Here is a 22,909-nt window from a genome sequence, read left to right as displayed (position 1 = left end):
CATCAGTTTTTCTTTCCCAAAAACTCTCGATATAACCGCGCCGTATTGGCCGGTTGTTCAACCATCGGCATATGACCGACACCGTCCCAGATTTCCACCCGCAGATCAGCAATGCCCTTGCTCCAGACCGGCACACTGCTGACGTCGATCAAACGGTCCTTGCGCCCCCACAGGAGCAGCGCCGGGCATTTGATGTCGGGCAGTTTCGGCTCCATCGGCGGGCTGGCGTGAAAGTCCCTGAAAATTTCTTCCAGCTCGTCGCGCTGCTGTTCATAGCGTTGAGCGACGGCGTCCAGCACGATCCCCGGCACCCATGGCGGTGAGACCATGGTCATGGCGTAGAAATACTGGAACTCTTCCCGGGAATGAATCAAAAACGGGTTGTGCCCGCGGGCCAGGTGTCGCTCCATGTCGCTGGGCTCCGGGGCGGTGACGCCGGCCGGGTCGAGCAGCGCCAGGGAGATGATGCGCTCGGGGTAGTTGGCCGCCAGCCACGCCGCGATGTAACCGCCCATGGAGTTGCCGATCACATGTACCTTTTCGACCCCACAGATATCGAGCAACTGGATCAACCGTTTAGCCTGGACCGGAATGTCATAGCCACCGCCGGCCTTGAAGCCGGTTTCGCCATGCCCGGCGAGGTCAGGAATAATCACCCGGTAGTCGTCGACAAAATGCCGGGCGAAACGCAGCCAGATGTTCTTGTCGGCGCTGTAGCCGTGCAGCATCAGCACACTGCTGGAGGCTTCGTAAGGCCCGCCTTGCCAGGTCGAGACGGTCATTTCAGTGATCGGCACGACGATCTTGTGTAACCGGTACAGCCGGGCCTCCAGCGCCATGTTCAAGTCATAGAGCCAGTAACCGATGGTCGGGTAGCTCAACCAGCTCCAGGCCACGAAGACGGCGATAGTGACAACCAACAAAAGCATCAGGCTATTCCTTTGCAGTGATTAGGGCAGGTTGTTTATCGATCCCTCCCTTCATGTATAGACCAAACATTGGGCACTCAGCTCATGGCGAGGCCGGGCAATTCAGACCGCCAACCGGTGATGGCTATTTGCCGTCGCCCTGATAGACTTCAAACACACTTTCACCCCGTGTGTTGTCAGGCTCCGTTCAGTGGTACAGAGGCCGCTATGGAAAAAAAGGGAGGAAAGGGACTTTCACTGGCCAGGAGGCTTTATGGGTCGCGAATCCTGGGGCTGGCCCTTGGATTATTGTGCGTCGGCGCAGGAATGTATCCACTCAACCCGGCGCCTTGGGTCTGGGGGGTGATGCTGATCAATGGGCTGCTCTGGCCGCATGTGGCCTATCAATGGGCGCGCCGGGCGAAAATTCCTTACCACGCCGAACACCGCAACATTTTGGTGGACGCGTTTCTCGGCGGTTTCTGGGTGGCCGCCATGCAGTTCAATCCGCTGCCCAGCGCGGCAACGCTGTCGATGATGGCGATGCACAACGTGGCTATCGGTGGTTTGCGTTTTCTGTTGGTGGGCGCTGTTGCGCAGATGCTCGGGATCGGCATCGGGCTGCTGGTGTTCATGCCGACTTTTGTCCCGCAAACCAGCCCGTTTCAGCTGTACGCCTGCTTGCCTTTGCTGTCGATTTATCCGATGTCCCTGGGCTGGATCTGCTTCCGTCAGGCCCACACCCTCGGCCGACACAAGCGCGAACTATTGGCCCTGAGTCGCACCGACAGCCTGACCGGATTGCTGAATCACGGTGCCTGGAAAGATCAGCTGGAAATCGAGTTTCAGCGTTGCCAACGCCAGCAGCAGGGCGGGGCGATTGCGCTGATCGACATCGACCACTTCAAAATTATCAATGACACCTACGGCCATGTCGCCGGAGATATCGTCCTGCGTCGCTTGAGCAAAATGCTCAAGCAGAACCTGCGGGCGGCGGATGTCGCCGGGCGTTATGGCGGCGATGAATTCTGCGTGCTGCTGCCGGACCTGCCGCTGGACCGCGCCGCCGTGGCGATGGATGCGCTGCGTGATCGTTTCGCCACGCTGGGTTACGAGCAGAACCCGGCGCTGAAAGTCAGTTTGAGCATCGGCCTGGCGGCCTTCAACCCGGCCCACGACGACGCGACCCTGTGGCTCAATGACGCTGACCAGGCGCTCTACGAAGCCAAGACCACCGGCCGCAACCGCGTCATTTGCCACGGCGACGGTAAACCGCGTAAAGAGTTGCTCGATTCGGTGTAACCTAATCACCACAAAACCCCTGTGGGAGCGGGCTTGCCCGCGAAGACTGCGGCACATTCAACATCTCTGTGATTGTCAGACCGCTATCGCGGGCAAGCCCGCTCCCACAGGGGATGTGTGGTCAATCGGGTTTGTGTGGGTCGCATCCGGTGTAGAGCCTTGCGTCGTAGTCAGGTAGGGTATTTTCGACCCCCGACACGAAACAAGGATCGATTCATGACGTTCAAACGCTCTCGCTCCCTCCTGGCCACCAGCCTCGGCCTGACCCTCGCCCTCGGCGCCTTCACCCCCGCAGCCTTCGCCGAACCCCATAAACAAGTCCTCGCCGATGCCGAACAGTACAAGGGTGAAGCCCTGAAACTGCTGGAACGGTTGGTGAACATCGACTCCGGCTCCGGTTATGAACCGGGCCTGACCCAGGTGAGTGACATCGCCATCGAAGAGTTGAAGAAACTCGGTGCCACCATCGAGCTCGTGCCCAACTCCCCGGACAAAAGCAACCATGTACTGGCCACGCTCAAAGGCACCGGCACGGCGAAAATCCTGCTGATGGCGCACATGGACACCGTGTTCAAGGAAGGTTCGGCCGCCGCGCGCCCGTTCCAGATCAAGGACGGCCGGGCTTACGGGCCGGGCGTGATGGACGATAAGGGCGGCATCGTCGCCGGGATCTACGCGCTGAAAGTCCTGAAAAACCTCGATTTCAAGGACTACGCGCAGATCACCTTTTTGCTCGACGCCAGCGAAGAAACCGGCTCGGACGTCGCCACCGACCTGATCAAGAAAACCGCCAAGGCCCACGACGTGACCCTCAACCTCGAACCGGGTCGCCCGGCGGATGGTTTGGTGGTGTGGCGCAAAGGCAGCGCCACCGCCATGGTCGAGGTCAAAGGCAAGGCATCTCACGCCGGCGTCGCGCCGGAGCTGGGGCGTAATGCGGCCATGGAAGCCGCGCACCAGATTCTTCAACTCGGCAAACTGGGCGATGCAGAAAAGAAAACCACCATCAACTTCACCGTGCTTAACGCTGGCGACCGCACCAACGTGATTCCGGATCAGGCCACCGCCAAGGCTGACGTGCGGGCAGCGGTGCCGGAAGAGTTCGACCGGATCGAAAAGGATCTGGCACGGGTTTCCAAGGACAAACTGATTCCCGAGACTGAAGTCACTACCACCCTTAAACGCGGCTTACCGCCGATGCCGCAAACGGCGGAGTCAGATCGCTTGATGGCCATGGCTCAAGGGATTTATGGCGAAATTGGCCGCAAGTTGACGGAGGAAGGCAGCGGCGGGGCGGCGGATGCCAGCCTCTCGGCCGGGGTGGGTACACCGACGCTGGACGGGTTTGGGATTGTCGGCGGGAATATCCATACGCCGGAGGAATATGCCGAAGTCGAGAGCGTAGCGCCGAGGATTTATCTGTTGTCGCGGATGATTATGGAGTTGGCTAAGGCCCGTTGATTCGGGAGCAGGCAGGGTGACGAATATTCTTCATATCGGGACGTCACCGTGCCTACCTCCTGTTCAGGCTACTGGGCCCCCAGCAATGACAACGTGTGTTCGTAAAACGCTGTCTCCTGCGTTGCGATGCCGGGATACGTGGGCAAGTAGTCCTCATCAAAACACCAGGCCTGAGCACTGGTCGTTGGCGGCGCATGAATGATCAGGCTTAGTGAAGAGGACATGTCCCGGGGTGGTAGCTGTCGATGCACTTCGTAATAAGGTTGCATGTGCATCACTTCGTCTTGGGCGAGTTTGAGTGTTGTTTCGTCGCCCAGGGGAGGACGAATGCCGGCGCTTAATGGCGTCTGATCGAGGATTTTGCGCTGGATGGTGGTGTAGCCATCGCCGCTGTAACCCACCGCGTAAATCTCGAAATCGTGGGTGTGGTTCAAGTTGTAGATAAACGTTTCGCTTTCGTCCCGGCTAGACACCGGAGCCCAGAAACCGAGACGGACGGTATAGGCATCCGAGTAATGCAGCACAAAGGCATAGGCGTTATACAAACTGTTTTTGATGCTGTACCCGTCACGTTGAAGGGTGTTGTGAAGGTGTTCGCTCAGCAATGTTCTGTTGGTGGCGAGTTCGCGCAGGTCAGCGATGATGTGTGATTTGTCTTGATGGAGGTCGTACGTGTCCATGCGTTCAACAAAGGTGGCCAATTTCATGCCATCTCACCCACGTGCTGATCCAGTAAGTTATTGAGTCGAGTGTTTTGCAGGTTTCTTAAAAGAGGCGCATAAACCAGCGCTGCGGCGGGATTTACCAGATGAATCATCTGGAACGCCTTCCATGCGACGGCGGGGTGATAGTGATAAATCAGTTCTTCGGCCACTTTGCCGGCTCCGGGATCTTGGGCTGCCTCCAGCAACTCCAGGCTGACCAGGTAGCGGGCGGCGCTGTCGTCATGAGGGAACCAGGCAGTTTTTTGCAATGACACGCGATCAAAGACGTAAATGTCGGCGCTCTTGTCAGGAAAGTTAAGACTGCCGATAAATGCGGAGTGTCCAGTGCCGTGCGCATTACTGTCGAACAGGGTCTGCGTGCCGTCGATGAACAACGGGTTACCGGCATCTACGATGACCAGCTCTGCGCGAGTCAGATGTTCATCTTCGAGCTCGTAAAGTTGAAGGGGAAACGGTTCTGCGTTGATCGAAAATAAAACACTGTTGCCGGGTACGGAATAGAGTTGTTCAGACGCCGGTGCGCTATCAGGTGCCTTGAGGCTGATATTGCCACTTTTGTTGCAATGTAATGTCAACGTTCCAGTATGAGTGTTTGTCAGTCTCAGGATTTCCGCACCGTGAGACGAATCAAAAGCCCGTGCTGTCTTTTTAGGTAATGGGTCTGCCAGTTTTTTTACTTCGGCAGTCATATTCAGTGTCTTGATGCGGGCAATAAGTTGTGAAGGCGTCAAGTCAGTGCTGAGCAAGGTTTTTATCACGAAAAATTCGCCTTTATTTTTATGGTTTTTAATGATGAGCGGATAGAGTCGTACAGTTGTTGTTATTGAGGTGGGTGACTTTTATGTATCAAGCCCGTTAGTTGTAAGCAGACGTCAGAGGCTGAGTGGCCGCTGACGTCTATCTAACAGATGAGGCGGTGCTGCCAGGCAGGTTCGAGCATCGCGCTCAACAGCCAGTAGCACTTGATTACGTGAAGGTTGCCAACATTAAGGCAAGGTATACTTTCCCATCAATTCATGCCGTGGCGTTTTCTGGTCGACGCGGCAATGATGTTTTTCGCGTGAAAGGATTGCAACCCGGTAATCGCTATACGGTCTTAATCTTTGGCGGGACCGTTCCAGAGTTTATTGATTTCGTGAATGTTACCTATGTTAAAGCGGAGCCCATCCCAGCCAGGACAGTTGGCCTCATGGTCCGATTTTGTCGGTGTGTTGATAACTTTGGTTTCGGCGCGTAATAGAGGGGTGTTTTGCCAGTTGCTAGTAGTAGTTTTCATAAATAGTTCCCTTGTTGTTGTGTTGGGCGAGGATGAATCGCTCGGCATGTAAGTAGTGATATTGCATTAAGTTGTTGCTTTCAGGGTTGAATGTTTTTTGTTGTTTAACGGTTTTGAGATTAGAGGAGGCGATATTTGATATCAACTCTGGAGTTGTTATTAAATATTGGTGTTTGTTTTCAGGTGTGTATTTCCTGGCAGAAACAGATGACAGTCATTCGGCCCCAGTTCCCTTGCAACCCTGCCGGTGACATTGCGTCTACCGGCTGAATCACAAGTTGCTTTAGGCGCCGAAGTCAGCGAGGACTCATTCCTTGACGCTCATGAACTCTTCCGCCCAAAGAATGTAATCCTCAGGCTGCGTATAGGTGTGAGTCAGTTCGGTGGCGCTCAGATCCGACGCCTGAGTGAAGATCTGCCGCTGTTCCCGCAGGCTGTCGTAAGTGGCCTTGATCGCCGCGAAATAGGCGCCATGGCCGTCGATGGTGACGCGCACGCCCAGTTCGGCCAGGCGATTGTCGTCGCGCAGCAGCGGGTTGCCGTAGGTAACCAGCATCAGCGGCACACTCAAGTGCTCGGCGATTTGCTCGAGGTGGTCGAAGTCCCGCACGCCCACCATGCAAATCCCGTCGGCGCCGGCCTGTTGGTAATGCTGGGTGCGGCTGATGATTTCCTGAACCGGCAGGATCCCCGCGTTGGTGCGGGCGATGATCGCCATTTCCGAGTCGACCCGCGCTTCCAGTGCCGCGCGAATCTTGCCAACGCCTTCGGCGACCGTGATCAGGTCGGTGGATTTGCGGCCGAATTGCGCCGGTAACAGGGTGTCTTCAATGGTCAGGGCGGCCACGCCGGCGCGTTCGAGCTCGACGATGGTGCGCATGACGTTGAGCGCATTGCCATAGCCGTGGTCGGCGTCGGCGATCACTGGCAATTGGGCCACGCGGCCGATGCGGGTCGCCTGCTCGGCGAACTCGCTCAGGGTGATCAAAGCAAAGTCGGGGGCGCCCAACACCTGCAACGACGCGACCGAACCACCGAGGATCCCCACTTCAAAACCCAGGTCAGCGGCAATGCGTGCCGACATGGGATCGAAGACCGACGCGGTGTGATAGCAGGCGTGGGAAGCGAACAGTTGGCGGAAATTACGGCGCAAATCTTGATGTGACAGCCTGGACATATGAGTTCCACCAATACAAAGGAATGGAAGGGCTTGAGCAAAAGTGTCAACGCCGAAGGAACAAAAGGCTATCACGTGGGCGGGTGAAGAATGATGACGAATTTACCGGCCAAGGGGGGATGCAAGATCAAAAGCCTGCGGCAGCTCACCGAATGTTCAATGCTCAATGCGGATGGGATGTAGGCGCTGCCGAAGGCTGCGATCTTTTCTGATCACGCCGCCACCGCCTGCTGCTGTTGGTTGCGCAGCGGCACGGCGCGGACCGAGTTACCGGGTTGCAACTGCAGGCGTTTGGCGGTGAGCCGGTCGACGATCAGGCTGTTGCCGACCAGCCGCGCCTGGGCGGTGGTGATGCGGCAGTTTTCCAGGCGGCGGTTATGGATCAGCCATACCGGCGCTTGGTCGTCGGGCGTGCCGATGGTCAGCTCCAGGCGTTGGCTGTCACGCACCGTGCGGATTCTCGATACCGGGGCTTCGATCACCGGGCCTGCGTCGAAGATGTCGATGTAACCCTTATGGGCAAACCCCTCGGTGGTGAGGATCTTCAGCGCAGGCTCCGTGTTCGGGTGCGGCTTGCCGATCACGGCTTGGGCCTGTTCGGTGAGCAGGCAGGTATAGAGCGGTTGGCGCGGCATCAGTTCGGCGATAAAGGCTTTGCTGCCCAGCCCCGACAAATGATCGGCATGGCTGAAATCCATCTTGAAAAAATGCCGGCCCAGGCTGTCCCAGAACGGTGAGCAGCCTTGTTCGTCGGCGCTGCCGCGCAGTTCGGCAATGAGCTTGTCGCCGAACAGATGGGGGAATTCGGCAACGAACAGCAGGCGCCCCAGCGACAGCAATCGTCCATTACTGCCATGACGTTGATCGTGTCGCAGAAACAGCGAACAGATTTCCGATTGGCCGGTCATTTCGTTGTTCAGGAACAACGTGGGGATCTGGCGCTGAATACCCAGGTCCGGTGACGAGGTGACGGTGAGTCCGACCCGGTAGTTGTACCAGGGCTCCCGCAGGCCTACAGCCCCCACCAGGGCGCTGACGCCGACCACTTGTTGATCGTCGTCTTCGAGCACGAACAGGTAATCGGCGTCCGCACGCTCGACCTGTTCGGCAAAGGTGCGCTGAGACCAGCGCACTCGGTGGGCCAGGCGTTCCTCACTGGCCGGCAGGGTGGTGACCCCGGGGGCGGCCCGTTGCACAAGATCCAGCAAGGCGGGCAGGTCGGTGACTTGAACCGGGCGGACAATCATGAGGCAGCTCCTTCTTCGCGCTCGTTCGGGCGCTGTCGTTGGGTACGGTGCCGGTGGCGGCTCACAGGGCGATCAACCGGATCGCATTGGCGTCGGTCACATTCAGGGCCGCACACATTTCGGCGCTCAACGTCACAGGTTGCCCGGCTCGATAGTCGAGCTCGGCGACGATGGCGCGATAACCCTTCAACGAATCGTTGCTCACCAGGTAGTTGCCACGGGCGTCGATGGCTGAGCCTGGATGCACCGTACCGGTCTGGCTTTGGGCGATGGAGCGAATGTTCGAGGTGCGTGCGTACAACGTCGGGCCACCGTCGAACGGGTCGATGTAGCTGTTGGTTTCGAAGCCTTCGCGTTCAAGAATGTCGAAGGCCTCCTGACCGTCAGGATGAATCCGGCCGATACATGCCTGTGCCGCCGGCGGCAGCATCGGCACGTAAATAGGGTATTGCGGCATCAGTTCGGCGAGAAATGTCCGGCTCTGCAGACCGCAAAGCCGCTCGGCCTCGACGTACGGCAGGTCGAAGAAATGCTTGCCCAGCGCATCCCAGAATGGTGACTGGCCCTGTTCGTCGCTGTAACCGACGATCTCGGTGATCACCGCTTCGGCAAAGCGCGCCTTGTGGGCGGCGATGAACAGCAGCCGCGCCCGGGACAGCAATTCGGAAAACCGCGTGCGTTTCAGCGCCGCGTCGATATGGAAACCGCGCAGCAAAGTATGACCACTGAGGTCATGGCACAACGACAACGCCGGCACCCCATGCTCGATGTTCAGCTCCCGTGAGGCGCTGGTGAAATGGCGGTTGCGCAAACTGTAGAACGGCTCGTTGAACCCCGCGGTGGCGAGGATTTCCGCGCAGCCGACCAGACGGCGGGTCGTGAGATTTTCCAGCACGAAGAAATAATTCTCCGGGCCAGGCCCCTGGACGTCTTTCTCGAACGAAGCGCAGGAGTCGAGAATCTTCTCGCGCAGGCGTTCGGTGTCGTCCGGCAAGGACGTGACCCCCACCAGACTGTCGCGCGCAAGGTGCTGCAACTGGACCAGGTCGGTTAACTCCACTGGGCGTAAGACCAGCATGGATGTACTCCTGTATCAAAGGGTTCGGCGATGTGCACCGAACCTGACTATCACTGTCGGTTTCCACGCGTTAAATCGGCAGTCGCCTGAATTCATGTCAGACGCTGCTCTTTTTCTTGTCAGCCATTGCTTGGGTCGGGTAGGACCGTGCTGGCACCCAGTTTGTTGAGGAAGAATAGATAGACCAGCCCCAGGGCAATCCAGATCAGGCCGAGTTTCTGTGCATCGACGCCCATGTTGTACATGATGGCCGCGACGATGATGAAGCCGATCACCGGGCAGAGCAGGTGACGAATCACCTGGCCGGACTTCTGCCGACGCCAGTAATAGTTGATCACGGTCAGGTGCAGCAACATAAAGCCGCTCAGGGCGCCGAAGTTCACCAGGGAGGTGAGGGTGTCCACCGAGTTGATGAACAGGTAGCAGATCACCAGCGACAGCGCCGCCACCAGATAGATGCTCACATACGGCGTGTTGTGTTTCGGGTGCACCTTGGCCAGCACTTTCGGCAGTTTGCCGTCCCGCGCCATGCCGAACAGCAGGCGCGAAACCGCCGCTTGCGAGGTGATCGCGACCGCGACGCCCCAGGCCAGGGCGGTGGCCACGGCGGTCAGGGTTGCCAGCCAGCTGCCGGCGGCGATTTCGGCGATTTCATAGAACGCAGTGTCGGCGGACTTGAAGCCCAGGCCGGCGGCCAGATCCGTGGCAATCCAGGTCTGCACGACGAAGATCACGCCCATCACCAGCAATGTGATCAGCGCAGCCTTGCCGACACTACGACCCGGGTCTCCCTTGATTTCTTCGGCGAGGGTGGAAATCGCATCGAAACCGAGGAACGACAGCACGGCAATCGACACCGCTTGCATCAACAGGGCGAAGTTGAACGTCTCGGGGTTATACAGCGGCGCCAGAGTCAGCTCGCCGTTACCGCCGCCGTTGTGCAGGGCATTCCAGGCATAGAACAGGAAGATCCCCAGCACCACCAGTTGCGCCAGTAGAAAGACGATGTTCATCCGCGCGGTGAAGGTGATACCCCGCAGGTTGACGAAGGTGGCGCTGACCAGAAAGGCCAGGATGAAGCCGACTTTCGGGATGTCCGGGTACAAATGGTTCAGCGCCATCGCCGCGTAGACGTAGAGCAGTGGCGGAATCAGCAAATAATCGAGCAGCATCAGCCAACCGGCGATAAACCCGACATGCGGGTTGAGGCCGCGTTGTGCGTAGGAATACACGGAGCCTGCAATCGGAAAGGCCCGGGCCATGCTGCCGTAACTGAGGGCGGTGAACAGCATCGCCACCATGCCGATGATGTAGGCCAGGGGCACCATCCCCGGGGCTTCGGCGTTGACGTAACCATAAACGCCGAACGGGGCGATGGGGATCATGAAGATCATCCCGTACACCACCAGGTCCGTCAGTGACAGGCTGCGTTTCAACTCTTGCTTGTAGCCGAATTCTTCTATTTCCATGAAGCCCTTCTCCTTGATTTGAAAGCAGCTGCACGCTGCGAGTTTGAAGCTGTTGCTCTACAGCAGTAGCGCCAGATAGTCGGTCCAGCGACCGATGTTTTCGGGCGTGCGCAGCAGATCGTTGCGTACCTCGATCAACACCGACTCAAGCCCTCGTGCATCGCCGTGAACCGGCACGGTCATATCACCCCGCGGATCGACTTTGTACGGCTGATTACCGGCGACTTTCAAGGGATGCCGGCTCAGCCCGTCGATCACTTTCTGGGCGTACTCCCCGGCTTGTCCGTACAACACGCCGACTTCCAGCGACCGTGGCTGGCCGTAATATATCGGCGTGAAACTGTGAATCCCCACCACGCGAACCGGTCGACCTTGCGCCACACGGGCGTCGATCAAGGTTTGCAGGCGTGTATGAAATGGCTCGAACAGGCAATGGCGGCGATAGTCGCGGGTGGCCTCGTCCAGATCCCGATTGCCCGGCACCTGATAAATCTCGCTCTGCAACGCAATGCTGTCAGGCGCATGCCACGGGCGATTGAGGTCGATCAACAGGCGTGAATAGTTGGCCGCCAACAGAGTGGCGCCCAGTGCTTCGGACAAGCCTTCGGCCAGCGCCAGGGCGCCGATATCCCAGGCGATGTGTTCGCGGGCGGCTTCATGGCTCAAGCCCAGGTCATTCAACCCGGCCGGGATAAAACGACTGGCGTGCTCACACACCAGAATCAGCGGGTGCTCGGAGGCTTCCCGGCTCAGGGTGTACGCAGGCTGGGTGTAGATCCCCAGCTCGGCGGACTCAGTACAGACGCGCATAGTGCTCACAAAGATCGGCGGGCGAGAGCTGTTCCGTCAGCCTCAGTTCCTCGGTTTTAACGGCGAAGTAAGTGTCCAGTAACGCACTCGGCAGGGCTTCGATCAGCGCCTCGCTGTTGCGCAGGCAATCCAGGGCCTGGGACAGGGACGCGGGCAGGGCGACGATGCCGCGGGCCTGGCGTTGCTCTTCGTTCAGGGCATCGGGGACTTCATCGGTGATCGCGTTCAGGGCCAGATGTTGCTCGATGCCCAGGCGCCCGGCGATCAGCAATGCGGCCATGGCCAGGTGCGGTGAGGCGGTGGCGTCCATGGCGCGAAATTCCAGGTTGTACTGCGCCGCCACGGCTTTGCCGCCCAGACTCACGGTCGGGCAAATCCGCAGCGCCGCTTCGCGGTTGCGTTGGCCGAGGCAGGCGTAGGAAGCGCTCCAGTGATGGGGCTGCAAGCGCTGATAGGAAACTGGCGTCGGCGCGGTAAAGGCGCAGAGCGCCGGCAAATAATGCAGAACGCCGGCGGCCCAATGCCGGCCGAGGGTCGACAGGCCGTTGGTGGTGCCGGCGTCGTACAGCACCGGGTGGCCGGCCAGATCCTGCAGGCTCACGTGAAAATGCACGCCATTGCACACCGCCTGCTCGGAGGTCTTGGGGGCGAAACTCAGGTTCAGGCCCATTTGCCGAGCGATCTCACGGGTGATCTCACGCACGTTCACCGCGCGGTCGGCGGCGGCGACGCCGAGGGCCGGGCGGCAGGTGATTTCGTATTGGTGCTTGCCGTATTCCGGCAGGAACATCTCTGGCTCCGCACCGCCGGCACGCAGTGCGCTGAGTAACCAGCCGCCGAATTCGGCGCCTTGGCGCTGTGCCTCAAGAGAAAACGCCAGATGCTCAGCCACGCCGCTGCCGAGGTTGAATTCATGTTCGAACGCGGCGTGGATCTGCAGTCCCAATTCGTCGCGATAACGCTCCACTTCGTTGCGCAACAGCGTACGCGGGCAGGCGCCCCACGGGTGGCCATCGGTTTCGCAAATGTCGCCGTGAATGAAGTCCAGCGCCGGGGCATTGGCGTCCGGGCCGTTGTTGACGGTCACGCGGCTACTCAAGTCGGGGATCAGCCGCAAGTCTCCATAAGCACCCCATGGATTGCTGGAGGCGATGATGTCTTGCGGGGTCAGGGCGCTGTTGGCCGGCACCCAGCCGCAGCCCGCCACTTGATAGGCATCGAGTTCGTCGGTGGGAAAGGAACGGCCGCGCGTCACGCCGATCAGGTCGGTGGTGACGATCGTGGTCATCGGCAGTGGCGACAGGCGAGCGCTCATGACTGCATCTCCTGCAACCGGCGGAGCACGGTTTGGGTGTCGGTGATCCAGCAGTAGCCTTTGATGGCGTTCAGGCAGGCGTGATGCCGTTGTTCGGTGTAGGTGGCGCAGGCATCTTCGACCAGCGTCACCAGGTAACCGCGGTCGGCGGCGTCACGCACGGCCATGTCGACGCACTGGTCGGTGACGATGCCGGCGATGATCAGGTGCCGGGTTTCGAGGTTGCGCAGCACGTAGTCGATGTTGGTGGAGTTGAAGACCCCGGAAGAGGTCTTGGGCAACACGATTTCGTTTTCGATCGGCGTCAGGTCATCGATGATTCGCGCGTGCGGGCTGCCCTTGGGCAGGTGCATGTCCGAGAGCTTGTGGTCCAGCGAGCGGTCGCGACCATCGGCGGTGAGACTTTCGATGAGTGTGTGCAGCACGTTTTGCCGCACGCCGCGAAAGGCGCTGAGCAACCGGCGTTGATTGGGCACCACCTGCATGTGGGCGCGGGTCAGAAAGTATTCGGCATCCGGCCCGTTGAGGTGTGGGTCGAACTGCGGCTCAAGCCAGGCACGCTGCATGTCCACCAGCAACAGTGCGGTGTGGTCGGCGGTAAACGGCAAGTCCCGGGGCGAATGGTGGGGGAGCGTGAACATCCTTATTAATCCTCCAGCAGGTGAGTGTCGAAGTCGGTCCGCAGGGCATCGATGCCTTCCAGGCGATCGGCCAGATCGGGGCTGCGCAGGGACAGGCAGGCAACCAGTGCTTCAACCTGAGCCAGCGCCGGAACCATCGAGTCGAAGGCCGACGCCGATTCCACCGGTGCGCTGATGATCAGGTCGGCCATTTCTCGCAGCGGTGACGCGTAGATATCGGTGAACAGCACGACCCGCGCATGTCGACTCTTCGCGGCATTGGCGACCCGCAGGGCCTGGGACTGATAGCGGCGATAGTCGAACACCAGCACCACGTCCTGACGCTGCACGTCGAACAACCGGTCCGGCAATTGCGCGTTGTCTTCCAGGGCAAAACAACCGGGCCGCAACAGGTGCAGGTGGTTGAGCAAATAGTTGGCGAGGAAACTGCTGAAACGGCCGCCGAAGCAATGGACCTGATGGCGGGTGTCGAGCAGCCATTCGATCAGAATTCGTACATCTTCGGGTTGGGTCAGCGCCTGGGTATCGACCAATGCTCGATGGCTGTTCGCCAGATAATGGCCCCAGGGGTCATCTTTCTTGAGATGGGCGCGGGGTTGCAACAGGGTACTGGGCGAGCGCAGGCGGTCATCCATGTCGCTGAGCAACGCTTCCTGAAACTCGGCATGACCGCTGAAGCCAAGCTTTTTTACCAGCCGCACGATGGTCGGATCGCTGACACCGGCATGTTCGGCCAGACGTGACATGGGGCCCAGTCCGTTACGCGGGTACTGGTCCAGCAAGGCTCGTATGACTTTGCGTTCCGATGGGGTGAAGTCCAGGCCGGGATCGGTGATCAGGTCTCTGAGAGAGGGCATCCGGGCTCCTGCTGGATGGGTGTGTCGGTTTCATTTCATAAATTGCCAAAACAGTATTTATGTAACGTGTGCTACATGTCTAGTGAATTATTGTGTGGATTTTAAACGCTCAAAAATGGGGCGAAAACCCCGTACGCCGCGGGCTACGCGGATGTCGACTGCCTTTGTAGGACATCGCCCGTAGAGGTGTCAGAGATCGCTACTTATCGGGGGTAAAATGGGGTCGCCAACCCGGTCGGCTGCTTGAAACGAAGCGCCCTGGATCGCGCTTCTTGCGGCACAATGGGCTGATTATTCGTGGCATCGTGCCGTTCTCCATCCCATCGACAGAGTGATCTTCCGTGCAGGCGACCCGCTTGACCCTGATGTGCCACGCTCGAACCGTCGCACAAAAATTGGCGTGTTTTCCTACGAATGAGCCGTTGGAAATGGATTGGCAATCGGCGAAGGGGTCGCGTTGCCGCCAGTTCAAGGGCACCCCCCGTTTGCTCTGTGGCCCAGAACTACGAACCCGGCAAACCGCTAAGCTGTTTGGCGACGATGTGGAGATTGTCGCGGCCTTGGGGGATTGCGATTTCGGACGCTGGAAAGGCACGTCGATCGACGACCTGCAGATGTCTGAACCCGAGACGCTCCAGGCCTGGCTCAATGACCCGACCTCGGCACCCCACGGTGGAGAATCGGTGACGCAACTCGGTGAGCGGGTGGCTGCGTGGTTGAATAGCCTTGAGGCAACGCCGGGGCATGTCGTTGCCATCACCCATCCTTTTGTCATCCGCGCCGCATTGATGCAGGTGCTGCAGGGTGCGGCGTTCAACCAGATCGACGTCGAACCGTTGTCAGCCATCGAGTTGCGGTTCAACGGTCGCTGGCGGCTACGCTTGATGGGCACGGACCCTGAGGGAGCACGTTGATGAAAAAACTTCTGGTCATCGGTGTCGGCGCCGGCAACCCCGACTACATCACGATGCAGGCAGTGAAGGCGCTGAACCGCGTCGATGTGTTTTTCCTCATGGACAAGGGCCAGAGCAAAGACAAACTGATCGACCTGCGCCGCGAGATCTGTGAGCGCTACATCACCGATCGCGACTACCGCTTCGTCGAAGCCCACAGCCCGGAGCGGGAGCGCGGGGATGTGGACTACAAGGCCAGCGTCGAAGACCTGAACCGCGCTAAGCAGCAGACCTTCGAGCGGTTGATCAGCGAGGAAATGACCGACGACCAGTGCGGCGGTTTTCTGGTGTGGGGCGATCCTGCGTTGTACGACAGCACCATTCGGATTCTGCAGGCGATTCTGGCGTCAGGCCGGTGTGCGTTCGAGTTCGAGGTGATCCCCGGGATCACCAGCGTGCAGGCATTGGCGGCGCAACATAAGGTGCCGCTGAATCGCATCGGTCGCTCGATTGAAATCACCACCGGCCGACGGTTGGCGGCGGGGCAGGCGAGTGACGCCGACAGCCTGGTGGTGATGCTGGATGCACAAGATGCCTACCGTCACGTGGCCGATCAGGAGACGGAGATTTACTGGGGGGCTTACCTGGGGACGCCGGATGAAATCCTGATTAGCGGCAAGCTCAAGGATGTCGCGGATGAGATTGAACGGGTGCGCAAGGCGGCGCGGCTGGCGCATGGGTGGATTATGGATACCTATTTGTTGCGCAAGTTTTGAGATAATGGGTGTTTGGGGTAACGCCTTCGCGGGCAAGCCCGCCCCCACAGGATTTGTGTGTTGAACACATTATCTGTGAACAACACAATCCCTGTGGGAGCGGGTTTGCCCGCGATGAGGCTCTCAAACACACTCAAATAATCGCCTTCACCTCACGTCCAAACCGCTCCCGATACACTGACGGTGGCACACCGACCACGCTGCGAAACGCCACGCGGAAACTTTCCACCGATCGATAACCGCAGCGCTGGGCAATCTGCTCGGTGTTCTGGCGGGTACTCTCCAGCAGTTCGCGGGCCCGGGCCAGACGCTCATGTTGCAACCATGCCTTCGGCGGCAGGCCGCTGGCTTTGGTGAACCGCCGCAGGAACGTGCGTTCACTCATGGCCGCTTCGCTGGCAAGGTCGCGAACTTCCAGCGGTTCGTGCAGACGTTCACGCGCCCACTGCATGACTCGCGACAGATCGCTGCGTGGCGTCGGGCTGACCGGTGACGGAATGAATTGCGCTTGGCCGCCGGTGCGTTGCGGCGACATCACCAACCGCCGCGCCACCGAGTTGGCCACCTGAGTGCCAAAATCCCGCGCGACCAGATGCAGGCAGGCATCGATGCCCGCGGCGCTGCCGGCTGATGTGATCAATTGGCCCGAATCGACATAAAGCACGTCCGGGTCCACCTGAATGTCCGGAAAACGTTCGGCCAGTTCAGCGGTATAGCGCCAATGCGTCGTGGCGCCGTGACCGTCGAGCAAACCGGTGGCCGCCAGTACGAATACCCCCGAACAGATCGACAGCAATCGCGCGCCCCGGGCATGGGCCCGGCGCAGGGCGGCGAGCAAGGGTTCAGGCACCGCCGCGCTGCGGTCGCGCCAGCCGGGGATGATGATGGTCCGGGCCTCTTCAAGCAGTTCCATCCCACCGTCGGCCAGCACCTGAATGCCGCCCATGGCGCGCATCGGCCCTTGGTCGACGGCGACGATTCGATGCTCATACCAAGGGAAATCGAACTCCGGCCGCGCCAGGCCGAAGATCTCCACGGCGATGCCGAATTCGAAAGTGCAGAGGCCGTCGTAGGCCAGAATCGCGACCAATCCAGGGGTAGGCTGCATTTGGCGGAAAATTCCCGGTGAGTGTCTTGTGCGCCACTGTAGCGGCAAGCGCGGGGCAGATAAAGTCTTCCCACACCCACCGAGACTTTGGAGTACAGCCCATGCCCAGCCTGGTTCGCGAAATTCCCGCCGCCCCATCTGCCATTGCCCTGATGCATTTCAGCAACCGTCTGACTTTCGAAACCGATTGTTCCGACGTCTATGGCAGCCAACAGGCCGGCGAGGTGGATTTTGTCCTGGTCGACGTGCGCGGACCATTGGCGTTCGAACGCGGACATGTGCCGGGTGCGATCAACATCCCGGGGCGGCTGATCACGGCTGACGGCTTGGCGGGTTATTCGAAATCCACGCTGTTCGTGGTCTATTGCGCAGGGCCCCACTGCAACGGCGCCAACAAGGCCGCGGTGAAATTGGCGGCGCTGGGTTACCCGGTCAAGGAGATGATTGGCGGGGTGACGGGGTGGCTGGATGAGGGGTTTGAATTGAGTGTTGCGGTTGCACGCACCGCTACGGCGGTCATTGGTTGCGAATGCTGACATTCAGGCACAGGTGATCAAATGTGGCGAGGGGGCTCGCCCCCGTTTGAGTGCGTAGCACTCACAAAGTCTTTGATATATCAGAGATTTTGGGGCCGCTTCGCAGCCCAACGGGAGCAAGCTCCCTCGCCACAGACGTCCATCAATTCTCGGATTCAGCGATTAACTGATGAAGCGGTCCACCACTCATCTAGCGTCACCTGTAACCAGCTAAACACCGCTGCATAGGCGGCGCTGTCCTGTGGCCCCCGAGGCAACGGCGATTCCTCGGCAAAGTGCTGATTGAGGGTCGCCACCGATTCGGCATTCCACTCCGGATGGAACTGCAACCCGACCCGCGTCGCCCCGACGCGATACATCTGCTGCTCACACACGTCACTGCTGGCCAGCAATTGCGCCTCCGCCGGTAGATCGATCGCGTCTTCGTGCCATTCCAGCACCTTCAGCCTCTGGCCATCCGCAAAGGTCACGGTCGTCCAGCCAGTTTCGGGGCAAGCCATCCGCCGCACATTGCCACCCAGACTCAGCGCCAGCAATTGCGCGCCCAGACAAATCGCAAACACCGGCGCATCCTGATCCAGACTACCCGCCAACCACTGACGCTCCGCTTCCAGCCACGTCGGCCCGGCATTGGATTCATAAGGCCCGCCCAACAGGATCACCGGTGTCGCACTCACCGGCGGCAACTGGCCGAGGTCGGCGCGAAACACGTTCAGCGTAATGCCACGGGCTCGGGCCCATTTGGCAATGGCGCCAGGTCCTTCGGCAGGATGATGCTGGATCAGGTTCAACGCGGGCATCATGCTTCTCTTCCGGGAATGGGTTGGCAGGGTCAATGTGCCGCAAAAAAAGCTTCATCGCCAGCGCGACTGTTCAATCGGATCACGCCCGAAATCTTGTAGGTCCACTGTTGACGCGGTGGCCACTTTTTTGTGATTTCTTATCAGGCCGCGATTTCATGTGGGAACAGGCTTGCTCGCGAAGACGGCCTCCCGAAGCGGCGAAGATGCCTGGGTCATCATCGACATACCGCCTCACAGTGTTAGGCTTTGCCCCGAATCCTGCGCGCTGTGAAGGAAGGTTTATGTTGAAGTTACTCGCTCTGCTCACGCTCCTGGCGTCCACCGCCGTCCACGCTCAAGCCCCGCTGCACACCGATCTGCCGCTCAAGTACCTGGAGCAGGCCCACGCTGAATCCCGCAACCTACCCTTGGTGATTTTCCTGCACGGCTACGGCAGTAATGAGCAGGACCTGTTCGACATCAAGGATGAATTGCCGCCGCAGTACAACTACCTGTCGGTGCGGGCGCCGATGACGCTGGAAGAGGGCAGTTACCAGTGGTTTCGCCAGAAGGGCGAGGGCGCCTATGACGGCGAGACGGACGACCTGAAGGCCAGCGGTCAGGTGCTGCGGGATTTTGTCGCACAAGCGGCGAAGAAATATCACACCGAAGCGGACAAGGTATTCCTGGTGGGTTTCAGCCAGGGCGCGATGATGTCCTACGAGGTCGCGTTGCGTCATCCCGACGTAGTGGGTGGAATGGCGGCACTGAGCGGGCGAATTCTGCCGGTGCTCGAATCCGAGCTCAAACCGGATGAAAAACGCCAGCAGCTGGCGATTTTCATCGGTCATGGCACCGCCGACACACTCCTGCCCTACAACGACGGTACTGATGCCGACAGCCTGTTGCAGCGCCTGTCACTCAAGCCCGAATTTCACGCCTATCCAGGTGTCGGTCACAGCATCAGCGCCACCGAGATACAGGATCTGCGCGCATGGTTGCAGCGCCTCAATCCCTGAATCGGTCGGGTTTATTTGCCGCTGACGATCTGTTTCACCAGCGTTTCGTGGCCGGTTTTGTCGTTGGGGCGGGAAATGATCTGAACGATGGCCATGCGCGTGCCGGAAGCGGCCATCAGCGTGCTGTCGAGAGTCATGCCGCCGCCCTGGGTGGCGGTGCTGTCGATCTGCCGAAGGCCCAGACCCGTGCCTTTCTGGGTCAGGCTTTTTTCGCTGGTTTTGTTGAAATCCGGCAAGGCGTTGCGTTGCTCGGTGGCGAACGCGGACACGGTGGCGTCAAGGAACTCACCGTCGTTGTCCTTGACGTTGGCGCCGCCGGGGAGGGTGTTTTCAGCAGCGATAACCACGGTTTTGGTGGTCTGGTTGGTATACATCGTGCCCGTCGCCCCGGCAGTGCCGGTGGCCGCATCACCGGCCGGCAGCGGGTTGGCGATGAACCCCTTGGGCAGGGTGAATTTGAACTTGCCGCCGAGCATCGAGACTTTCTGGGTCGGCGCTTTGTCGCTGGCAGTGGCCTTCGCCGCCTGCGCATTCATGGCGCCCAGGCTGGCAGCCGCCGCCAGCAGCAGGACAACGGCTTTTTTACTCAACAATGACATTCAAACTCTCCGTGGGATGATCCGCGCTTTGATGGCGATCATCCCACGGATCGCGTTCTGTAGCAGCTGCCGCAACCTGCGTTTGTTGTAGCAGCTGTCGAGCTCGCGATGCCTGCGTTCGGCTGCAGCGTCTACACCGGAAGGCGCGAAACGTCTAAGCTGCGCGCTTCCACCTGTTGACGGATGTTTGCGTGAAATTCAGTTTGCCCAAAGTCGGCACTGCGCCGTTTTGCCCACCGGAAGTGGCCGGCACTGTTGCCGTTGACCCGAGTGCGTCTTTCTTCAAACGCGTCCTGCGCTTTGCCGGCCCCGGTTTGCTGGTGTCCATCGGCTATATGGACCCGGGCAATTGGGCCACGGCCATCGAGGCCGGTTCGCGGTTTGGCTACAGCCTGTTGTTCGTGGTGTTGCTGGCGAGCCTGGCGGGAATGGTGGTGCAGTGTTTGTGTTCGCGTCTGGGCATTGCCACCGGGCGTGACCTGGCGCAACTGTCCCGCGAACGCTACAGCACGCGAACCGCACGGACCCAATGGTTGCTGGCGGAAATTTCGATCATCGCCACCGACCTCGCCGAAGTACTCGGCTGCGCGCTGGCGTTCCACTTGCTGTTGGGCTGTTCGCTGACATTTGGCATCGCGCTGACAGCGTTCGACACGCTGCTGGTATTGGCACTGCAGAACCGTGGCTTTCGCCGGCTGGAGGCGATCATGCTGGTGCTGGTGGGCACCATCGGTGCGTGTTTCTTCGTCGAGCTGTTGCTGATCAAACCTTACTGGCCGGACGTCGTCCGTGGTTTTACACCGTCACTTTCGGCTATTGGTGATGCCGCGCCGTTGTACCTGGCCATCGGTATTCTCGGGGCCACGGTGATGCCGCATAACCTCTATTTGCACACCTCGATCGTGCAGACCCGGATGATCGGCAAGGATCTGGCCAGCAAGCAAGACGCGGTGAAACTGGCGCGCATCGACACCATCGGCTCTCTGGCCTTGGCGCTGCTGGTGAACGCGGCGATCCTGATTCTCGCCGCGGCGGCCTTCTACAAAACCGGGCATACCGACGTGGTGGACATTCAGGATGCCTATCACTTGCTCGACCCGTTGGTAGGCGGAGCGTTGGCCAGTGTGCTGTTCGGCGTGGCGTTGCTGGCGTCAGGACAGAGCTCGACCTTCACCGGCACCATTGCGGGCCAGGTGATCATGGAAGGCTACCTGAACCTGAGGCTGCCTTGCTGGCAACGGCGGTTGATCACTCGCGGGCTGGCGTTGATCCCGGCGTTCATCGGTGTCTGGCTGATAGGCGACGGGGCGATCGGCAAACTGTTGGTGTTGAGCCAGGTGGTACTCAGCCTGCAACTGCCGTTCGCGTTGTATCCGTTGATTCGCATGACCAACGATCAAAAACTCATGGGGCCGTTTGTGAATCGACTGCCGACACGGGGGTTGGCGTGGGGGTTGTTTGTGGTGATCAGCGGGGCGAACAGCTGGTTGATTCTGCAGTTTGTGGCCTGACTCGGGAGAGCGTCTGGTCGGGCCTCTTCGCGAGCAGGCTCGCTCCCACATTGGAACTGCGCCGATCACAAAATTTGTGATCAACCCCGATCAACTGTGGCGAGGGGGCTTGTCGGAACGCCGCATCGCCCCGTTTGAGTGCGTAGCACTCACAAAATCTGCGAAAAATACCGAGATTTTGGGGCCGCTGCGCAACCCAACGGGGGCAAGCCCCCTCGCCACAGGGTGTTGGATTACGCCCGCTCGATGGCCAACGCCACACCTTGACCACCACCAATGCACAGGGTGGCCAGGCCTTTTTTGGCGTCACGCTTGATCATTTCATGCAGCAAGGTCACCAGCACCCGGCAACCCGAGGCACCGATCGGATGGCCCAGGGCAATGGCGCCGCCGTTGACGTTGACCTTGTTCAGATCCCATTCCAGATCCTTGGCCACGGCCAAAGATTGCGCGGCGAAGGCTTCGTTGGCTTCGATCAGGTCCAGTTGATCGATGGACCAACCGGCCTTGTCCAGGCAACGACGAGTGGCCGACACCGGGCCGATGCCCATGATCGCCGGGTCGACACCCGCGTTGGCATAAGCGGCGATTTTCGCCAGCACTGGCAGCCCCAGCGCCTTGGCTTTCTGCGCACTCATCAGGATCACCGCAGCGGCGCCGTCGTTCAGCGAAGAGGCGTTGCCAGCAGTCACCGAGCCGTCCTTCTTGAAGGCCGCTTTCAGTTTGCCCAGGGAGTCGGCGGTGGTGCCGGCGCGAGGCTGTTCATCGGTGGCGAAGGACAGCGGATCGCCCTTGCGCTGCGGGATCAGGATCGGCGTGATCTCATCGGCAAACCGCCCGGCTTCGATGGCGGCCACGGCTTTCTGCTGCGAGGCGGCAGCAAAGGCGTCCTGTTGCTCACGGGGCAGGCTGTATTTCTCAGCCAGATTCTCAGCGGTGATGCCCATGTGGTAATCGTTGAACGCATCCCACAAACCGTCGCTGATCATCGTGTCGACGATCTGCGCGTGACCCATGCGCAAACCGGTGCGGGCGCCCGGCATGACGTAATTGGACAGGCTCATGTTTTCCTGGCCGCCGGCGATGATCACTTCGGCATCGCCGCAGCGAATCGCCTGAGCCGCCAGATGCAGCGCTTTCAGGCCCGAGCCGCAGACCTTGTTCAGGGTCATGGCCGGCACGACGAAGGGCAGGCCGGCCTTGATCGCGGCCTGACGCGCCGGGTTTTGTCCGGCACCAGCGGTCAGCACCTGGCCCATGATCACTTCATCGACTTGCGCGGGGTCCAGGCCGGTCTGCGCCAGCAACTGGCGGATCACCGCAGCACCGAGGTCAACCGCGGACACATTCGCCAGCGAGCCCTGGAAGCTGCCGATGGCAGTACGAGTGGCGGCAACAATCACGACTTCTTGCATGGAA

The 22,909-nt window shown here is 59.7% G+C and carries 23 protein-coding genes; 8 read left to right on the top strand and 15 right to left on the bottom strand.

Annotated features, from left to right (window positions below):
- Positions 1-2: 2 nt before the first annotated feature.
- Positions 3-929 (bottom strand): alpha/beta fold hydrolase, encoded by a 927-nt coding sequence (locus AB3226_RS03155; RefSeq protein ID WP_367371978.1) that lies wholly within the window; start codon positions 927-929, stop codon positions 3-5.
- A 207-nt stretch (positions 930-1,136) separates the two neighbouring features.
- On the opposite strand from AB3226_RS03155, the gene AB3226_RS03150 reads away from it, so the two are divergent.
- Both AB3226_RS03150 and AB3226_RS03145 read left to right on the top strand, forming a co-directional pair.
- Positions 1,137-2,210: a diguanylate cyclase gene (locus AB3226_RS03150; protein WP_367371977.1), complete on the top strand. Its 1,074-nt coding sequence runs from the start codon at positions 1,137-1,139 to the stop codon at positions 2,208-2,210.
- A 216-nt stretch (positions 2,211-2,426) separates the two neighbouring features.
- A complete protein-coding gene (locus AB3226_RS03145; protein WP_367371976.1) occupies positions 2,427-3,671 on the top strand; it encodes a M20/M25/M40 family metallo-hydrolase in 1,245 nt (414 codons plus the stop codon).
- Between the two features lie 68 nt (positions 3,672-3,739).
- Here AB3226_RS03145 and AB3226_RS03140 read toward each other — a convergent pair whose 3' ends face one another.
- On the bottom strand, positions 3,740-4,378 hold the full coding sequence (locus tag AB3226_RS03140; protein WP_367371975.1) for a transposase: 639 nt from the start codon (positions 4,376-4,378) through the stop codon (positions 3,740-3,742).
- Complete coding sequence (locus AB3226_RS03135) at positions 4,375-5,154, bottom strand: hypothetical protein (RefSeq protein WP_367371974.1); 780 nt, start codon at positions 5,152-5,154, stop codon at positions 4,375-4,377. The genes AB3226_RS03140 and AB3226_RS03135 overlap by 4 nt, the downstream gene beginning before the upstream one ends.
- Before the next feature lie 125 nt (positions 5,155-5,279).
- Here AB3226_RS03135 and AB3226_RS03130 point away from each other — a divergent pair, with 125 nt between their 5' ends.
- Positions 5,280-5,633 carry a hypothetical protein gene (locus AB3226_RS03130; protein WP_367371973.1) on the top strand — a complete coding sequence of 118 codons (354 nt, stop codon included), beginning with the start codon at positions 5,280-5,282 and terminating at the stop codon, positions 5,631-5,633.
- A gap of 346 nt (positions 5,634-5,979) precedes the next feature.
- Here AB3226_RS03130 and AB3226_RS03125 read toward each other — a convergent pair whose 3' ends face one another.
- From AB3226_RS03125 to AB3226_RS03090, 8 genes are all read right to left on the bottom strand, one after another.
- Complete coding sequence (locus AB3226_RS03125) at positions 5,980-6,849, bottom strand: oxaloacetate decarboxylase (protein WP_367371972.1); 870 nt, start codon at positions 6,847-6,849, stop codon at positions 5,980-5,982.
- 212 nt (positions 6,850-7,061) lie between these two features.
- Complete coding sequence (gene astA / locus AB3226_RS03120; protein ID WP_367371971.1) at positions 7,062-8,096, bottom strand: arginine N-succinyltransferase; 1,035 nt, start codon at positions 8,094-8,096, stop codon at positions 7,062-7,064.
- 61 nt (positions 8,097-8,157) lie between these two features.
- Positions 8,158-9,174, bottom strand: coding sequence for an arginine N-succinyltransferase (locus tag AB3226_RS03115; protein WP_367371970.1), 1,017 nt, complete (start codon positions 9,172-9,174; stop codon positions 8,158-8,160).
- 119 nt (positions 9,175-9,293) lie between these two features.
- Positions 9,294-10,643 (bottom strand): APC family permease, encoded by a 1,350-nt coding sequence (locus tag AB3226_RS03110; RefSeq protein ID WP_305449222.1) that lies wholly within the window; start codon positions 10,641-10,643, stop codon positions 9,294-9,296.
- 57 nt (positions 10,644-10,700) lie between these two features.
- The gene (locus tag AB3226_RS03105) at positions 10,701-11,453 is read right to left on the bottom strand and encodes an N-formylglutamate amidohydrolase (protein ID WP_367371969.1); all 753 of its coding nucleotides are present in this window, start codon (positions 11,451-11,453) and stop codon (positions 10,701-10,703) included.
- On the bottom strand, positions 11,437-12,768 hold the full coding sequence (locus AB3226_RS03100) for a glutamine synthetase (protein ID WP_367371968.1): 1,332 nt from the start codon (positions 12,766-12,768) through the stop codon (positions 11,437-11,439). The genes AB3226_RS03105 and AB3226_RS03100 overlap by 17 nt, the downstream gene beginning before the upstream one ends.
- Positions 12,765-13,409 carry an isochorismatase family cysteine hydrolase gene (locus AB3226_RS03095; protein WP_367371967.1) on the bottom strand — a complete coding sequence of 215 codons (645 nt, stop codon included), beginning with the start codon at positions 13,407-13,409 and terminating at the stop codon, positions 12,765-12,767. Before AB3226_RS03095 ends, AB3226_RS03100 begins: the two co-directional genes overlap by 4 nt.
- A 5-nt stretch (positions 13,410-13,414) precedes the next feature.
- Positions 13,415-14,266 (bottom strand): MurR/RpiR family transcriptional regulator, encoded by an 852-nt coding sequence (locus AB3226_RS03090; protein ID WP_367371966.1) that lies wholly within the window; start codon positions 14,264-14,266, stop codon positions 13,415-13,417.
- 341 nt (positions 14,267-14,607) lie between these two features.
- Here AB3226_RS03090 and AB3226_RS03085 point away from each other — a divergent pair, with 341 nt between their 5' ends.
- Positions 14,608-15,180, top strand: a complete 573-nt coding sequence (locus AB3226_RS03085) for a histidine phosphatase family protein (protein WP_367371965.1) — start codon at positions 14,608-14,610, stop codon at positions 15,178-15,180.
- Positions 15,180-15,935, top strand: coding sequence for a precorrin-6A synthase (deacetylating) (gene cobF, locus AB3226_RS03080; protein ID WP_367371964.1), 756 nt, complete (start codon positions 15,180-15,182; stop codon positions 15,933-15,935). The genes AB3226_RS03085 and cobF overlap by 1 nt, the downstream gene beginning before the upstream one ends.
- 133 nt (positions 15,936-16,068) lie before the next feature.
- Here the strand turns inward: cobF and ftrA are convergent, their stop codons facing one another.
- Positions 16,069-17,043: a transcriptional regulator FtrA gene (gene ftrA / locus AB3226_RS03075; protein ID WP_367371963.1), complete on the bottom strand. Its 975-nt coding sequence runs from the start codon at positions 17,041-17,043 to the stop codon at positions 16,069-16,071.
- Positions 17,044-17,144: 101 nt separating this feature from the next.
- Here ftrA and AB3226_RS03070 point away from each other — a divergent pair, with 101 nt between their 5' ends.
- Positions 17,145-17,579: a rhodanese-like domain-containing protein gene (locus AB3226_RS03070; protein WP_367371962.1), complete on the top strand. Its 435-nt coding sequence runs from the start codon at positions 17,145-17,147 to the stop codon at positions 17,577-17,579.
- A 155-nt stretch (positions 17,580-17,734) separates the two neighbouring features.
- Here AB3226_RS03070 and AB3226_RS03065 read toward each other — a convergent pair whose 3' ends face one another.
- Positions 17,735-18,379 (bottom strand): type 1 glutamine amidotransferase, encoded by a 645-nt coding sequence (locus tag AB3226_RS03065; protein ID WP_367375743.1) that lies wholly within the window; start codon positions 18,377-18,379, stop codon positions 17,735-17,737.
- Between the two features lie 284 nt (positions 18,380-18,663).
- Between AB3226_RS03065 and AB3226_RS03060 the strand changes: the two genes are divergently transcribed.
- Positions 18,664-19,380, top strand: coding sequence for an alpha/beta hydrolase (locus AB3226_RS03060; protein ID WP_367371961.1), 717 nt, complete (start codon positions 18,664-18,666; stop codon positions 19,378-19,380).
- An 11-nt stretch (positions 19,381-19,391) separates the two neighbouring features.
- Here AB3226_RS03060 and AB3226_RS03055 read toward each other — a convergent pair whose 3' ends face one another.
- Entirely contained in the window at positions 19,392-19,979 is a 588-nt protein-coding gene (locus tag AB3226_RS03055; protein WP_367371960.1) for a hypothetical protein, read from the bottom strand.
- Positions 19,980-20,170: 191 nt separating this feature from the next.
- On the opposite strand from AB3226_RS03055, the gene AB3226_RS03050 reads away from it, so the two are divergent.
- Positions 20,171-21,490 carry an Nramp family divalent metal transporter gene (locus AB3226_RS03050; RefSeq protein ID WP_367371959.1) on the top strand — a complete coding sequence of 440 codons (1,320 nt, stop codon included), beginning with the start codon at positions 20,171-20,173 and terminating at the stop codon, positions 21,488-21,490.
- Positions 21,491-21,723: 233 nt separating this feature from the next.
- Here the strand turns inward: AB3226_RS03050 and AB3226_RS03045 are convergent, their stop codons facing one another.
- The gene (locus AB3226_RS03045) at positions 21,724-22,905 is read right to left on the bottom strand and encodes an acetyl-CoA C-acetyltransferase (protein WP_367371958.1); all 1,182 of its coding nucleotides are present in this window, start codon (positions 22,903-22,905) and stop codon (positions 21,724-21,726) included.
- Between the last annotated feature and the right edge of the window lie 4 nt (positions 22,906-22,909).

It is taken from the genome of Pseudomonas lini, assembly GCF_964063345.1.
Lineage (GTDB): Bacteria > Pseudomonadota > Gammaproteobacteria > Pseudomonadales > Pseudomonadaceae > Aquipseudomonas > Aquipseudomonas lini_B.
This window is presented reverse-complemented; position numbering and strand designations above follow the sequence as displayed.

What these genes read in the sequence shown, in the direction of transcription:
- ftrA (WP_367371963.1), bottom strand. Translation starts at nt 17,043, where the DNA reads ATGCAGCCTACCCCTGGATTGGTCGCGATTCTGGCCTACGACGGCCTC.
- AB3226_RS03150 (WP_367371977.1), top strand. Translation starts at nt 1,137, where the DNA reads ATGGAAAAAAAGGGAGGAAAGGGACTTTCACTGGCCAGGAGGCTTTAT.
- AB3226_RS03140 (WP_367371975.1), bottom strand. Translation starts at nt 4,378, where the DNA reads ATGAAATTGGCCACCTTTGTTGAACGCATGGACACGTACGACCTCCAT.
- AB3226_RS03055 (WP_367371960.1), bottom strand. Translation starts at nt 19,979, where the DNA reads ATGTCATTGTTGAGTAAAAAAGCCGTTGTCCTGCTGCTGGCGGCGGCT.
- AB3226_RS03105 (WP_367371969.1), bottom strand. Translation starts at nt 11,453, where the DNA reads ATGCGCGTCTGTACTGAGTCCGCCGAGCTGGGGATCTACACCCAGCCT.
- AB3226_RS03110 (WP_305449222.1), bottom strand. Translation starts at nt 10,643, where the DNA reads ATGGAAATAGAAGAATTCGGCTACAAGCAAGAGTTGAAACGCAGCCTG.
- AB3226_RS03100 (WP_367371968.1), bottom strand. Translation starts at nt 12,768, where the DNA reads ATGAGCGCTCGCCTGTCGCCACTGCCGATGACCACGATCGTCACCACC.
- AB3226_RS03065 (WP_367375743.1), bottom strand. Translation starts at nt 18,379, where the DNA reads ATGCCCGCGTTGAACCTGATCCAGCATCATCCTGCCGAAGGACCTGGC.
- AB3226_RS03145 (WP_367371976.1), top strand. Translation starts at nt 2,427, where the DNA reads ATGACGTTCAAACGCTCTCGCTCCCTCCTGGCCACCAGCCTCGGCCTG.
- AB3226_RS03125 (WP_367371972.1), bottom strand. Translation starts at nt 6,849, where the DNA reads ATGTCCAGGCTGTCACATCAAGATTTGCGCCGTAATTTCCGCCAACTG.
- AB3226_RS03155 (WP_367371978.1), bottom strand. Translation starts at nt 929, where the DNA reads ATGCTTTTGTTGGTTGTCACTATCGCCGTCTTCGTGGCCTGGAGCTGG.
- AB3226_RS03060 (WP_367371961.1), top strand. Translation starts at nt 18,664, where the DNA reads ATGTTGAAGTTACTCGCTCTGCTCACGCTCCTGGCGTCCACCGCCGTC.
- cobF (WP_367371964.1), top strand. Translation starts at nt 15,180, where the DNA reads ATGAAAAAACTTCTGGTCATCGGTGTCGGCGCCGGCAACCCCGACTAC.
- AB3226_RS03115 (WP_367371970.1), bottom strand. Translation starts at nt 9,174, where the DNA reads ATGCTGGTCTTACGCCCAGTGGAGTTAACCGACCTGGTCCAGTTGCAG.
- AB3226_RS03070 (WP_367371962.1), top strand. Translation starts at nt 17,145, where the DNA reads ATGCCCAGCCTGGTTCGCGAAATTCCCGCCGCCCCATCTGCCATTGCC.
- astA (WP_367371971.1), bottom strand. Translation starts at nt 8,096, where the DNA reads ATGATTGTCCGCCCGGTTCAAGTCACCGACCTGCCCGCCTTGCTGGAT.
- AB3226_RS03045 (WP_367371958.1), bottom strand. Translation starts at nt 22,905, where the DNA reads ATGCAAGAAGTCGTGATTGTTGCCGCCACTCGTACTGCCATCGGCAGC.
- AB3226_RS03095 (WP_367371967.1), bottom strand. Translation starts at nt 13,409, where the DNA reads ATGTTCACGCTCCCCCACCATTCGCCCCGGGACTTGCCGTTTACCGCC.
- AB3226_RS03090 (WP_367371966.1), bottom strand. Translation starts at nt 14,266, where the DNA reads ATGCCCTCTCTCAGAGACCTGATCACCGATCCCGGCCTGGACTTCACC.